Annotated in this window: 12 protein-coding genes, 2 pseudogenes and 1 other annotated feature; of the genes and pseudogenes, 12 read left to right on the top strand and 2 right to left on the bottom strand. The window is 40.7% G+C overall.

The features are described 5' to 3' along the window. Positions 1 to 26 precede the first annotated feature (26 nt). From H9564_RS06665 to H9564_RS06620, 11 genes and pseudogenes are all read left to right on the top strand, one after another. Positions 27 to 707, top strand: a complete 681-nt coding sequence (locus H9564_RS06665) for an NAD(P)H-binding protein (protein ID WP_191684736.1) — start codon at positions 27 to 29, stop codon at positions 705 to 707. 535 nt (positions 708 to 1,242) lie between these two features. Continuing rightward, positions 1,243 to 2,496, top strand: a complete 1,254-nt coding sequence (locus tag H9564_RS06660) for a glycoside hydrolase family 2 protein (protein ID WP_318241081.1) — start codon at positions 1,243 to 1,245, stop codon at positions 2,494 to 2,496. 212 nt (positions 2,497 to 2,708) lie between these two features. Further along, positions 2,709 to 2,996 (top strand): hypothetical protein, encoded by a 288-nt coding sequence (locus tag H9564_RS09165; RefSeq protein WP_225209588.1) that lies wholly within the window; start codon positions 2,709 to 2,711, stop codon positions 2,994 to 2,996. A gap of 116 nt (positions 2,997 to 3,112) precedes the next feature. Then, a pseudogene (locus H9564_RS06655) lies at positions 3,113 to 4,341 on the top strand (MFS transporter). A 71-nt stretch (positions 4,342 to 4,412) separates the two neighbouring features. After that, positions 4,413 to 4,967 (top strand): annotated as a pseudogene (locus H9564_RS06650) (sugar O-acetyltransferase). A 97-nt stretch (positions 4,968 to 5,064) separates the two neighbouring features. Next, the gene (locus H9564_RS06645) at positions 5,065 to 6,246 is read left to right on the top strand and encodes an acetyl-CoA C-acetyltransferase (RefSeq protein ID WP_191684735.1); all 1,182 of its coding nucleotides are present in this window, start codon (positions 5,065 to 5,067) and stop codon (positions 6,244 to 6,246) included. Positions 6,247 to 6,388: 142 nt separating this feature from the next. Next, complete coding sequence (locus H9564_RS06640) at positions 6,389 to 7,825, top strand: PTS galactitol transporter subunit IIC (protein ID WP_191684734.1); 1,437 nt, start codon at positions 6,389 to 6,391, stop codon at positions 7,823 to 7,825. A 6-nt stretch (positions 7,826 to 7,831) separates the two neighbouring features. After that, entirely contained in the window at positions 7,832 to 8,344 is a 513-nt protein-coding gene (locus H9564_RS06635) for a DUF1440 domain-containing protein (protein WP_191684733.1), read from the top strand. Between the two features lie 40 nt (positions 8,345 to 8,384). Beyond that, positions 8,385 to 8,640, top strand: a binding site (T-box leader). A 64-nt stretch (positions 8,641 to 8,704) separates the two neighbouring features. Further along, entirely contained in the window at positions 8,705 to 9,715 is a 1,011-nt protein-coding gene (gene asnA / locus H9564_RS06630; protein WP_191684732.1) for an aspartate--ammonia ligase, read from the top strand. 29 nt (positions 9,716 to 9,744) lie between these two features. Continuing rightward, a complete protein-coding gene (gene asnS, locus H9564_RS06625) occupies positions 9,745 to 11,043 on the top strand; it encodes an asparagine--tRNA ligase (RefSeq protein ID WP_191684731.1) in 1,299 nt (432 codons plus the stop codon). A 106-nt stretch (positions 11,044 to 11,149) separates the two neighbouring features. Then, positions 11,150 to 11,944, top strand: a complete 795-nt coding sequence (locus H9564_RS06620) for a Cof-type HAD-IIB family hydrolase (RefSeq protein ID WP_191684730.1) — start codon at positions 11,150 to 11,152, stop codon at positions 11,942 to 11,944. 67 nt (positions 11,945 to 12,011) lie between these two features. On the opposite strand, the gene H9564_RS06615 is transcribed toward H9564_RS06620, so the two are convergent. Together H9564_RS06615 and H9564_RS06610 are read right to left on the bottom strand one after the other, a co-directional pair. Then, complete coding sequence (locus H9564_RS06615; RefSeq protein ID WP_191684729.1) at positions 12,012 to 12,713, bottom strand: EAL domain-containing protein; 702 nt, start codon at positions 12,711 to 12,713, stop codon at positions 12,012 to 12,014. A 40-nt stretch (positions 12,714 to 12,753) separates the two neighbouring features. Further along, positions 12,754 to 13,878, bottom strand: coding sequence for a GGDEF domain-containing protein (locus tag H9564_RS06610; RefSeq protein WP_225209587.1), 1,125 nt, complete (start codon positions 13,876 to 13,878; stop codon positions 12,754 to 12,756). Positions 13,879 to 14,235: 357 nt separating this feature from the next. Here H9564_RS06610 and H9564_RS06605 point away from each other — a divergent pair. Continuing rightward, a partial coding sequence (locus H9564_RS06605; RefSeq protein ID WP_191684728.1) for a helix-turn-helix domain-containing protein occupies positions 14,236 to 14,474 on the top strand: 239 nt, incomplete at its 3' end.

Raw genomic sequence — 14,474 nt, 5'->3', positions numbered from 1 at the left:
TAAGTGATAGAAAAGGAGGAATTATAATGAGTAAAGTATTTGTTGTCGGTGGCTCTGGCCGGGTTGCAACAGACCTAATTAAGGACCTCGTTGAAAATGGTAATAAAGTGGTTGCGGGCTCACGTAACCCAGAAAAAATTATCAAACTTGATGGTGTTACAGCAGTCAAGCTTGATCTTCACGCTGAAATGGAAGAAATTGCCAAGATCATGGATGGTTGCGATGTGGTTTACTTCGTTGCTGGTTCACGAGGCAAGGATCTCCTCCAAACAGATGCGTTTGGTGCCGTTAAGACAATGATGGCTGCCGAACGTGATGACATCGAACGTTACATTATGTTGAGCTCAATGTACGCTCTTCAGCCGCAAATGTGGTCAAAGTACAAGGCCCTCGCCGATATCACCGACTACAATATTGCGAAGTTCTTTGCGGATAACTACCTTATTCATAACACAAAGTTAGCCTCCACTATTGTTCAACCGGCATCCCTTACTGAAGAACCGGGAACAGGAATGGTTACACTTGGTGACGGTAAGGATACTACCAACCCAATTCCTGATGTTGCGAAGGTTCTTGCTGATACCCTCAAGTACAAGGACACTATTGGTCACATCATTATGATGCGTTCCGGTAAGACACCAATTGACGACGCATTAAGCAACGTCGGCGATCCAGTTGCCTACAATAATGCTGGCTTGGCGGACTAGAAATTACTAAAACTATTAACTCCTAAAAAAGAAGCTGAGGATTAACCTTCTCGAGAGCCTGGTTGGCTAACCTAGAACGATGAATGATGATGTAGTCATCAGAGTCGTTCGTAGCCAAATAGGCTTGCTCCGCTGTGTAGACCCTAAGGTTCTGGTTACGAAGCGAAATTAGCCTATTAGGATTCCCGCGATTAGACTCTATAAGTTTAGAGAATATTAGTAACAAATTGAGGCCAGGAAAACACACCATTTTTCCTGGCCTCTTTAATTTTAATCCCATCAAATGATTAACAATTCATCTGTGAAATTTTATTTTAAATAATTTTTCCTTCTCAAATTATCAATTGATAATTACTACTTAATCTATTTCTACCATGTAGTCAACAATTTTAAAACGATTTTTCCATTTTATTCTTATATTGGTCTATATATATTAAATGCCGATTTATCTTTATTTTTGACAGGATAATATTTAATTGGTACAGTTCAATTATCAGCTGATATAAATTATTTAATAAAAAATGGAGTGATAGTTGTGTTAAATAAAATAGAGTATCCAAATCCCCAAATGATCAGGACCAAATGGTTAGATCTAAATGGCGATTGGGCTTTTTTTATGGCTAAAAATGAAAACGATTACAAGAATCATTCAAAGGAGTTTCCTGATAAAATAACTGTCCCATACAGTTACACTTTCAAGAAAGCTAACGTTGACGAGAATGATTACCATCCAGTTGTTTGGTACCAGAAACACTTTGACATGGCGATTAATAAGGCTCATCACTACCTTCTCCACTTTGAAGCAGTCGATTATCAATGCCAGATTGGGTTAAATGGTCACCTTATCGGAAGTCACATTGGTGGTCATACTCCTTTCACGCTCGATATTAGCGAATGGGTGGCTACTTCAAATACACTCGAAGTTCGAGTTGAAGATTTTAACGCCACCGATCAACCAATCGGGAAGCAAGCATGGAAGGATCAAAATTTTCTCTGTTGGTACACCCGAACAATTGGTATCTGGCAAAATATCTGGCTAGAGGAAACGGGAAACTTGTATTTAGGGCAAGTTAGGATGATTCCTCACATCCACCAAGCCCAGTTGGAAATTGATGCTAAGTTAAACGTCCCCGCAACTGCTACTCTTCAGGCAGCGATTAGTTTTCAGGAACACTCAATCACTACTGCTACTTGTACAACGATTAATGGACGGGCACACTTTGCGGTCGATATTAGTAATGACGATCCTAATTTCCGCCTCCATTATTGGTCCCCAGATGAACCGAACCTTTATGACGTTACTTTTAAGGTTATTGAAGATCATTCAGTTACTGACACCGTCTATTCGTATTTTGGAATGCGACAAATCGAAACACGAAATCATTCTGTTTACCTTAACGATCAGGTTCTTTATCAGAAACTAATCTTAAACCAGGGCTACTATCCTAACGCTGGTTTAACCGGTTCGGTAGAAGATTACAAATCTGATCTTACCAAGCTTAAGGCAATGGGCTTTAACGGCAACCGAATCCACCAACATGTTGAAAGTTACCGGATGCTCTACCTTTGTGACCAATTAGGGGTTCTTGCTTGGACAGAATTCCCGAGCTCCTTTAGCTTTTCACCAACCATGATGAACCACATCTTAGCTGAGCTTCCTGATTTCATTTCTAAACATATTAACCACCCAAGTGTAATTGCCTATGTCCTTATGAAGAATCATGGGGCGTTAACGAAATTGCCCATAACCGCAAAGAACAAGCATTTACGGATGGCCTATATTACCTGACCAAAGGCTTTGATAGTTCTCGCCTTGTCATCGCTAATGATGGCTGGGAACAGGTTAAAACTGACCTCTGCACAATCCACGACTATAATGGTAACCCCAAATCCCTGGCAGCTAGTTATCAAGACCGGACTAAGGTATTCACTGGTAGTCCATCTCTCACTAGTGGTCGGCGTGTTTTCTGTGATCACTACGAGCACCAAGATGTGCCATTTATGATTAGTGAATACGGTGGAATTGCCTATGAAGAAAATGCCCAGCAAGAATCATGGGGCTATAGTAAACGAATGGAATCCAAAAAGGCTGTTATTGATAAGATCAGACAACTCACCAATGCAGTGATGAGCATCCCTGATTGCGTTGGCTTCTGCTACACCCAACTAACTGACGTGGAGCAAGAAGTTAACGGTCTCTTGGACCACAATCATCAATATAAGTTCGATCCGGAAATCATTAAGCAAATAATGACCGCTACGCACCAAAATGGTTTTGATTTTAATTAGGAGATTACAATGGAAAATCAAGTTAATTCACAACATGTTTCGATATCAGAATACCTCGCCTACTTCTCGTACGGCTTTGGTCAATGTTTTAGTTTTGGAATCATCGGTACTTTATTTTGATCTACTATACCGATATTGTCGGTATCTCATCTGTTATTGCTAGTGCGATCTTTCTAATCGCCCGACTTTGGGACGCAATTTTTGACCCAATCGTTTCCGGTTGGATTGATGCCCATAAGTCAACTAAGGGAAAGTTTCGTAAATACATGCACTTTGCCCCGATCTTCGTGATTACTTCTACGATTCTCTGTTTCGTTAATCCAGACATTAGCCTAGCAAGAAAAATCGTCTACGCTGCGGTAACCTACATTCTCTGGGGAACCTGCTACGCCTTCTCGGATATTCCCTTCTGGTCTCTTTCAACCGTAATTTCAAAGAGCGGTCAAGCGCGAACTAACCTAATTACCACCGCTAACCTGGGTGTCTTCGGTGGAATTGGAATGGTCAGTTTAGTTTTGCCACTAATGCTTGCTTACTTTAAGCAACATGGTTCACCCAAAACTAGTTACTTAATCTCCGTTAGTATCCTGATGCTTTTTGGCTTTGTCCTCATGGAGTTAGGATACAAGTTTACAAAGGAACGGGTTGTTGCCAAAAAGGCTAAAAAACTTGCAGCTCGTGATATTTGGGAAGCCGTAAAGGCAAATAAATACATGCTAATGATCCTGATCCTCTTCTTCCTCAAGAGGTTAACAACATTATTATCTACTTCTTCACCTACAACATGTTTAACGTCAAATTCATGAGTATCTACGGACTAATTGGAACTTTCAGTGCCCTTGGATTCTTCTTTATTCCTCTCTTAACTAAACACTTTAAAAAGCTATATATTTTACGGGTACTGTTAATCACCGACGTCATTGTCCGAATCTTCTTCATGTCTGGTTACAAACATGTTGTCCTCGTCTTTATCTTCCTTGCAATTACCCAAACACTTTACTCAGCTACTGGTCCAATCATTTCTGCAATGTTAGCCGAAACGGTAGAATACAGTGAGGTTAAGACAGGTAAGCGCTGTGAAGCGATTGTCTTCGGTGGCCAAACCTTTGCTAGTAAGGTTGCGATCGCTGTTGCCGGTGCTACTACCGGACTAGTTCTTTCCTGCATCGGTTATAAGGCTAACGCTGTTCAAACACAAACAACGTTAACTGGGATCTTCGTAATCGTTTCAATCATCCCAGCCATCGCTTCCCTGCTCCGGCTCCTAGTTCTTGCCAAGTATAACTACACCGAAACCGAATTCCATAAGTGCCAGATGATTCTTGAAAAGCGGCAAGAAGTCTAGATTTAGAATTAAGTAAATCACTTAATTGGAGTTGAAGACAAAATGAATAACCGTGAACTCATTCAGGAAGCATTTACTCACCAGAAGACCCCACAATTCTTGCTGATCAAACCCAAGCAATGCTACCAATGTATAAATACAATCAAACCTTACCTACTGAGGAGCAGAAACGACAGGCGTTACTTAAAAAGATGTTTGCAGAAGTTGGGAAGGATTACTATATTGAACCACCTTTCCATGCAAATTGAGGTGGTCACCACATTAAACTTGGTAACCATGTCTACGCTAATTTCAATCTTACAATTGCCGATGATACTTATGTAACCATTGGTGATAACACAATGATTGGCCCGAATGTCACTATGTCGTCTGCCACTCACCCAATTCTTCCTGAACTGTGAAAACAAGGTTACCAATATAACCTCCCCATTAAAATTGGTAATAACTGCTGGCTTGACGCTGGGGTAATCGTGCTTCCCGGTGTTACCATTGGCGACAATTCGGTTATCAGTGCTGGCGCTGTCGTCACCCGTGATATCCCGGCTAAGGTTCCTCGGCAAATTTCTGAACATGATCGTAAATTTTATTACCGTGATCGCCAGATCAATCCCCAACCTTTAAAATAAGATTAATAATTCACAAAGTCTGGGCTAAATGCTTGCGAGGGCCTTTTTTTCTCGCTAAACTAGTACAGTAATTTTATTTTGTGGGGAGAAATAATTGATGGAAAAAGTTTATATTATTGCAGCCCAACGGACACCAATCGGTAAATTTGGTGGTGCTCTTTCATCAAAGTCTGCAATTGACTTAGGAGCATCCGTAATTAAAGATACCGTGCACAAGTCTGGTATTCCCGCTAATCAAGTCGATCAAGTATTAATGGGTAATGTTCTCCAAGCTGGTGCCGGTCAAAATCCCGCTCGTCAAGCTTCCATAGCTGCTGGATTAGATCAATCAATTCCAGCAATTACAATCAATGATGTCTGCGGCTCTGGACTCTCTAGCATTATTCTTGGCACCTCATTAATTCAATCTGGACAAGCCCAAGTAATTGTTGCTGGAGGAATGGAAAGCATGTCGCGCGCACCATATGTCCTTTTAAACGCCCGCCATGGTTATAAATTCGGAAATGGTGAGTTAGTAGATACCATGCAAAATGATGCTCTTCAAGATGCTTGGGGTGGTTATGCAATGGGGATTACCGCTGAAAACGTTAATGAACGCTACCATATTGCTCGTTACCAACAGGACGAATTTGCTTTTCGTAGTCATCAAAAAGCTGTCAAAGCACAGCAAGAACACGCTTTTGACGATGAGATTACTCCTGTTAACATCACTGTCCATCATCAAGATACTGCTATTGATACTGACGAAGCCCCTCGCGCCAATACTTCCTTAGCTGCCCTTCAAGTATTGAAACCAGCTTTCAAAAAAGATGGTTCAGTTACAGCCGGTAATGCTTCTGGATTAAATGATGGTGCTGCGGCAATCATCCTTGCTAGTGAATCAGCAGTTAAGAAGTACCACCTTACGCCACTTGCGGAATGGCAAACTTCCACTACTGTCGGTCTTGATCCTGCAGTAATGGGACTTGGCCCATACTACGCCATTAATAAGTTATTCAATCAAACTGGTCTTGATAAAGATGCTGTTGAGCTGTTTGAACTAAACGAAGCCTTTGCCGGACAGTCAATTGCCTGTGAGCAACTATTAAAACTTGATGATCATAAGGTTAACCCTCGTGGCGGTGCCATTGCTCTTGGTCACCCTGTTGGCTGTTCTGGAGCCCGGATCGTTGTTACCCTTGTCCACGAAATGCAGGATCTAAATAAACAAACCGGTGTTGCTTCACTCTGTGTTGGTGGTGGCATGGGAATCGCTGCTTTATTGACGCTACCTAATTAATATGCGTCTAATTCAACTTTTTCCGCCATTAGTTGTACAATAAAATAAATAGTCACTAGGTAAGATTAGTTTATAATTATTAGGCTTACCTAGTACTCACTTCTACTATTATTTTCATAACAAATAGAAAGAGGATGAAGTTTTGCTTTCATCTGTAAGTCACTTTTTCAGTGCTTTTGGTGCCACTGTTGTTGTGCCAATCATGATCTTGATCATCGCCCTTTTCCTCAAGGTCAAGCCAAAAACAGCAATTATGTCTGCCCTATACGCTGGGGTCGGATTAACCGGATTTTCCTGGATTATTGGTGAGTTTACTCCAGTTGTCACTAAAATCATCCACCAAATGGTTAACAATGTCGGTATCAAACTTCCAGTAGTTGATATTGGCTGGCAAGCAGGGTCCTTGGCGAGTTTTAACTCTTCTGTTGGCTTAGCCTTTTTTGTCTTCGGCCTTATTGCGGAATTTATTCTCTTCGCGGTTGGCATTACAAAGGTGTTTATGCCCTCCAATTTGTGGAATAATTTTGGCTTTATGATTTGGGGAACTCTTGCATATTATGCTACTCACAATTTTTGGCTGGCAATAGGATTATCATTTTTCATGCTTCTCTATACTCTTGAGTTAGCTGAAATCCAAGCAGATCGCTGGTCATCATACTATCAAATCGAAAATACAACAGTCTGTGCTGTCCAAAATATCGTCCAGACTGTTCCAGCGATTTTATTAGATCCGCTGTGGAACATGCTTGGTTTCAATAAAGTACACTTAACCCCTAAAACATTTCAACGTAAGTTTGGTGTCTTTGGTCAGCCAACTACTCTTGGGGCAATTCTTGGCCTGCTAATTAGCATTCTCGGCAACCTTAATCGACTCACTAGTTACCATGCTTGGGGACAGATATTCCAATTTGCCGTGCAATTAGCTGCCGTAATGACTATTTTTCCGTTGGTTACTGATGTCTTTGCCAAAGCATTTAAACCGCTCGCTAAAAGCATTGATCAACAACGAAAAGCAGGCAGCCAACAATTGCAAACGGATGATTCCGTTAACGATCGTAAGCGTTGGTTCCTTGCTGTTGATGATGGTGTTGGTTACGGTGAATCCGCAACAATTATTTCAGGGATTATCTTAATTCCAATTATGGTAGTAATTGCTTTTATTCTTCCGGGCAACCGGACCTTACCGGTAGTCGATTTAATCGCTCTCCCCTTTATGGTAGAATCAATTGTTGCGATCACCAACGGAAATATTCTTAAAGTAATTGCTAACGGAATCGTCTGGTTCAGTATCGGGCTGTACTGTTCTAGTTGGTTAGCTCCGATCTATACTGGTGCTATTTCCCATTACGGGGCCGCAATCCCTGCTGGAATTATTCTCGTAACAAGCTTTAACCTAATGGCGCGTCCCCTCAATACACTAGTTTTTGCCGCCTTTATTTCACAAAATCCGCTCTGGATCGGTTTATGTATTTTAGTTTACCTACTGTTGTTATTCTGCCTTCGTCGTTACCGTTCCCAAATTTGGCGCTACCTTAACCGCATGGCAGATAAAAACACTATTAATCCATCAAAGGAGTAATTTTAAATGTCAAAATTAAATTTAAAAACCGCTTTAATCGCTGGAACTGCTGCTGGAGTAATCTCCGGGCTGGTTAAACTTGGCTGGGAAAACATTCTCCCCCCAAGAACCTCAGAACGGGATAAGGTTAATCCACCCCAAACCCTGCTTCAACAACTCGGGGTTCCCGCTAAACTTACTCAAGCTACCTATACATACTCTGGTCAGCAACTTCCTTGGGTATCGTACCTAGTTCACTTTGGCTTCTCGATTTCATTTGCTACTGCCTATGCTGCTCTGCTAGAAAAGAAAGTTAAACTATTAACCCTTGGTGAAGGCATTCCATTTGGAATCGCTGTTTGGATTGCCTTTCACTTAGTAATTATGCCCGCAATGAAGACTGTCCCCGATGCTAAAGATCAGCCTTTTGAAGAACACCTTTCTGAAAGTTTTGGTCACGCAATTTGGATGTGGACTAACCATGAAATTGCTGATGAAGTTTTATCTCAATTAAAAAATCAAAAAAATTCTAAAAAGTAGTTGCAATTTTTAAAAATTCGGTTAGAATACAGTTATAATTTCAAATGCGATGAGAAAGACGAGTAAATAATTTTCAGTCTAACAGTGAGTCGGTGATAGTGGGAGACCGATAGCACCTGGATTATTGAAAAACCCTTTTTCCATGCTGCTAACCCAAATAACCTCGTTTAAAGTAGGCTTAGTCGTCACCGGTACGTTATCTCGCCGGGAGAGTATTCTTGTGCTCGATAAGATGGTCTAAAATTATTTTAGACAATTTGGGTGGTACCGCGGAACAAAAGCCTTTCGTCCCTTAGATGTTGGGGATGAAGGGCTTTTTTATTTATCTCCGATTCTAAACATATTAAGGAGTTGCTAATTATGAACTTAATTATTCCAAAGGACTACGATCCAAAATTGTCTATTCGCGAAACCGAAGCTGCTATTCGTTACATTCGGGAAACTTTCCAAGATGAATTTGGTAAGCAACTAAACTTGCAACGGATGTCTGCACCAATGTTTGTTGAAAAGAGTACCGGGTTGAACGATAACCTGAACGGGATTGAAAAGCCAGTTTCATTTGAAATGAAGGACATGCCTGGCGAAACAATCGAAATTGTCCATTCCCTTGCAAAGTGGAAGCGGATGGCACTAAAGAAGTACGGATTTGGTCTTCACGAAGGTCTTTACACTAACATGAACGCCATTCGGAAAGACGAAGATTTGGATAACTTCCACTCAATTTACGTCGACCAATGGGATTGGGAAAAAGTGATTAGTAAAGAAGAACGGACTGAAGAAACCCTTAAGGATACCGTTCGTCAAATCTTTAAGGTAATCAAGCACATGGAAGATGAAGTTTGGTACAAGTATCCTCAAGCGGTTTACCACTTACCAGACGATATTCACTTCGTTACAACCCAAGAGCTTGAAGATCGTTGGCCAGACCTTACACCAATGGAACGTGAAGATAAGATCGCTAAGGAAATGGGGGCAGTCTTTGTAATGAAGATTGGTGACAAGCTAAAGCGGTCCGGTAAACCTCACGATGGTCGGGCACCCGACTACGATGACTGGAGCCTTAACGGTGACATTATTTTCTGGTATGAACCCCTTCAAAAGAAGCTTGAAATCTCTAGCATGGGGATCCGGGTTAGTCCAGAATCAATGAAGTACCAACTCGAACAAGCCGGTGCAACTGATCGGGAGAAATTACCATTCCATAAGATGTTGCTCAATGGCGAATTACCATATACAATTGGTGGAGGAATTGGTCAATCTCGGCTATGTATGCTCCTTCTTGGCAAGGCCCATGTTGGTGAAGTCCAAGCAAGCATCTGGCCAGATGAGATGTTGAAAAAGTGTCAAGCAGCACACATTCAAATTCTATAAAATAACTGATTAAGGGAGAGTTAAACACAGTGGGAACAATTAAGATTAGTGAAGCTCCTCAACACGTTGGGGAAACCGTTAAGATTGGCGTTTGGTTAACCGATAAGCGGTCTAGTGGGAAGATCGCTTTCTTACAATTACGTGACGGAACTGGCTTTTTCCAAGGAATTATCCGAAAAAATGATGTTCCTGAAGAAAAGTTTGATATGGCAAAGCACGATTTGCACCAAGAAACTAGTTTTGTAGTAACTGGTGAAATCGCTGAAGATAAGCGGTCCAAGTTTGGCTATGAAATCCATATTAAAGACTTTGAAATCGTTGGCGAAAGCGAAGATTACCCAATCGGTAACAAGGAACACGGGATTGACTTCTTACTTGATCACCGTCATTTATGGTTGCGTTCCCGTAAGCCTTGGGCATTAATGCGGATCCGGAGTCGGGTAAAGTTAGCGACAATGGAATTCTTTGACAAGCATGGTTTTGTTCAATTTGATGCTCCAGAATTAACTGCCAGTGCCCCAGAAGGTACTACCGAATTATTCGATGTTAAGTACTTTGATGAAGATGCTTACCTATCTCAATCAGGTCAGCTTTATGGTGAAGCTGGTGCCATGGCATTAAACCGGATTTACACAATGGGGCCAACTTTCCGGGCTGAAAAGTCAAAGACTCGTCGTCACATGACTGAATTTTGGATGATCGAACCAGAAATGGCTTGGATGCACCAAGATGAAAGTTTGAAGATTCAAGAACAATACGTTGCTTACCTTGTGCAAGACTTAATTGACCACTGTGCAACCGAACTTGAAATGGTTGGTCGTTCCGTTGAAAGTTTGAAGCCATTTACTGAATTGCCATACCCACGGATCACTTACAAGAAGGCCATCGAAATGTTGCAAGAAGGTGGCTTCGACTCCAAGTACGGTGATGACTTTGGTTCTCCAGAAGAAACCTACTTGGCTGATCAATTTAACAAGCCTGTCTTCATCATGAACTATCCACGGGCAATCAAGGCCTTCTACATGCCTACTGATCCTGAAGATGACCGTCAAGTTATCTGTGCTGACTTGTTAGCTCCAGAAGGTTATGGTGAAATCATTGGTGGTTCTGAACGTTCATACGACTACGAATACATCACCAACAAATTGGAAGAGAATGGTTTAAGCAAGAAGGACTACGGTTGGTACGACGATCTCCGGAAGTACGGTTCTGTTCCTCACTCTGGATTCGGGATGGGACTTGAACGATTCCTTTCATGGATTACCCTTCAAGATCACATTCGTCAAAACATTCCATTCCCACGGATGCTTAACCGTTTGCGCCCATAATACTATCTAAAATAAATTAAGAGAGAGTGAAGTCCGTAACAGAAGTCGTTAAAGGCCTATGTTCGTACCCCACTCTCTTTTTGAATTAATTGAAAGGATTGATCAAATGATTCGGGCAATCGCTACAGATATTGACGGCACCTTTCTGCGTTCTGATAGGACTTATGATCAGGAGCTTTTTAAAAAGGTTTACACAACAATGCAAGCGCAAGGGATCCGCTTCATCATTGCGAGTGGTGACCAATATGACTTCCTCCGTTCCCTTTTCCCTGATGAAGCTGATCACTTAGCCTATGTCGCCGAAAATGGTGTCCTCACAATTGACCACAATATGGAAATTGCTTTTGATCACTTAAGCACTGAAAATGTTTCCGCAATTACTCATTTTCTCGATTCTTTAGAAGGTGTTGCTTACTGCGCAAGCGGGAAAAAAGCAGCTTATGTACGTCACGATGCCTCTCTAGAATTCAAAAAATTAATCCCAAATTTTTATACTAAGATTAAGGAAGTTGCGGATATTAACCAGGTAACTGATGATCCAATTTTTAAATTTGCCATGAGTGTCCCTCCAGTTAAAATGCGCGAGATCCAAGCAACAATTAATTATCGCTTTGAGGGAATCATCCACGCAACGGCCAGTGGTTACGGCGCCGTTGACCTCATTATTCCTGGTCGCGATAAATCTTATGGATTGCACAAGTTGTTAGACCGTTGGCACCTTACTCCAGAGCAATTAGTAGTCTTTGGGAATGGTGAAAACGACCTCGAAATGTTTAACCTTGCCAAAACAAGTTATGCCATGGAAAATGCCCCTAAAAATGTTAAGCAAGCCGCAAGTAAGGTCATTGGGACAAACGAGGAACAAGCCGTTCTCCACCAAATTGCAAAATTAGTTATTTAGAAATATAAAGAGGTCCCAGGATTCAGCAATGACTGATCCCTGGAGCCTCTTTATATTCTCTAATTTTCTAAATCTCAGCCGAACCTTTTTCCCAATAAAAGCCCTGCTGGAGAATCGTTGAGTTTCCGGCAAACTCTTTAGCCAACTTCTTATCTGCAATTCCCTCAATCACAAAGTCAAGGTGGTGCTTAGTCGCAAAAGTTAACCAGGCATTAACGAATTCCCGCTTAGTCTCACTGTCCTCATCTTTAAATACAAGTAATGACAACTTAATCCGTTGAATGGCGCCTAATTGACGGACGATAAAGGCATAGCTATTACTTCCCGCACATACATCGTCAATCGCTAGTTCAAACCCAATCTGCTTCAACCGGTGAATTTCCCCGTCTAAGTAGTCTAGGCTATGGATAGTTTCCCGCCGTTCCGTAATTTCAATGGCAACTTGGGAACCGTACTGTTGATGAACCTCCGTTAAAAACTGCCAAACACATTCGAATTCCATCTGGCACGGCTCAAGGTTGATGTAAACCTTACGCTGAGGATGATCTTCCAAAACCGCTACTAGCGACTTTTTACTGATCGCGATCCACTGCTCGTTTCCTAATTGGGTCGTTAATCCTTCCAAGAATCTCATTCCGGGAAATGCTCCCGACGAATCCCGCATCAACATTTCGTATGCATTTATCTCGGTATTCAGCTTACTATCTACCCGTAAAATTGGCTGAAAAATATTATGTAACTTATCACTTTTAATTTTTATCTGTGTCACCTATTCGCTCCCCCAACATTACTCTTTTGATAAATAAAAATTACTTTTTCATTGATTTATATTGTTGATCGGTTATAATCCACCCTCGACCATCGTTTTTTACACTATACAACATTTTATCAGCGCGCTTCAAGGTTAGATCTAGCAGTTCACCTTTCAAATTATTAGTTAAACTACAGGAGAAACTAAGGGTAATCTTTATTCCTTCCTTAGTGACAATTGGATGATCACCAAAAAATTCTTCAATCGATTGTAACAACTTATACACTTCATCAATTGAATGGTTGGAAACAACAATACTAAATTCTTCTCCACCGAACCGATAGACGTAACCATGCTTCGGAAATGCCCGATGGATTTTCTCACGTAAAACAGTCGAAAAATAATTAAGAACTTCATTCCCAACAAAATGACCATATGTATCATTAATGTTTTTAAAGTGATCAATATCAAGGCCACCGATCACAATATCATGGATTTCCTTATTTTCAGTTAAAGACTTAATTTTTCGTCCCAATGCACGATAGTTAAGCAGGCCGGTAAGATCATCCCGTTCGCTTTTCTTCCGGAGTAACTTGATCTTCTGGTTATTCCTGATCTCACTTCGGTAAAGTTGGCCTTCAATTAGTAAAATAACTAGCAGACCCGCAGTTGGGGCAAGGAACTTAACAAGAGTAAATTGCTTTTCAACCATCAAAGTAACTAGTTCAATCAATCCAAGAGCAATAATCGCCAAGTTATAACGAGATTGTAATGTAATCTTCTTCATATTAACCATTACGACACAAAGAAGGAAGAAAATTAATGACTCGCCGAGCCAGCTCCCCCATGAACTCCACGACTCCAGTCCCATAATGACTTCTACCATATTAGCAAATGGTGGCGTCAGTACTAGTAAAAACCACCATAACCAGTTTTTATCGTTTTGAAATACCATCGTTATCGATAATACTTGCATGAATGCTACTTCTTTAATATTAAGAATCGATAGCTGGAGTAAGCAAAATTCCTGAAAAAAATAGGTAGTCGTTATTACTATTGTTAAGGCAATATTAGCTAAGCGGTTATCCCTATTCGAACCCCAATAGTGTTCAAAGTAAATTTGACCAATAATCATACAATTAACGATTATTGGCAGGTAGATAACCGCACTCAAAATTTTCATAATCAAAGTTTTCACCTTTTCAAAAAATTGTAAGGGTTCTCAAATTTTACTGCTATTATTTTCTATAATCCAGCTCTTTTTATAGACAGGACTGGATTTCAAGCTAAACAAATTTTTAATTAATGCCTATTTTAAGTTTTCGTGAACATTAAATAATTTATGCAAATTTTTTTGTGATATAATTTTAATATATTTTTAAACGTTCAAAGGAGAATAGTGGTAATAGTCTAAACATAATTACCTAATTATTAATAAAGGCAGATTGTAAAATTTAAGTTGAACATTTAAGTGGACAGAAAAACCCATCAAGGTCTTTAATGGTGTTACCACAACATTCCATTAGAAAGAAGGACCTTAATGGGCACCACTATTTTATCATTCCAGAACCGCGTTGTCATTGAAACGCTTCATAATGAAGGACGTTCCTTACGATACATCGCTAATTACTTAGGCTTTAGTAAAACCACAGTCTTTAACGAACTTCACCGGCTCAACGGTGAGTATCAAGCTGAATTAGCGCAAACTGACTTTGAACGCAAGGTTAGTCAACGGGGGCGGAAGTCTTCGCTCACTAAAAACCTTAAACACTTGATCGA

It is taken from the genome of Limosilactobacillus avistercoris (genome assembly GCF_014836425.1).
Lineage (GTDB): Bacteria > Bacillota > Bacilli > Lactobacillales > Lactobacillaceae > Limosilactobacillus > Limosilactobacillus agrestimuris.
This window is presented reverse-complemented; position numbering and strand designations above follow the sequence as displayed.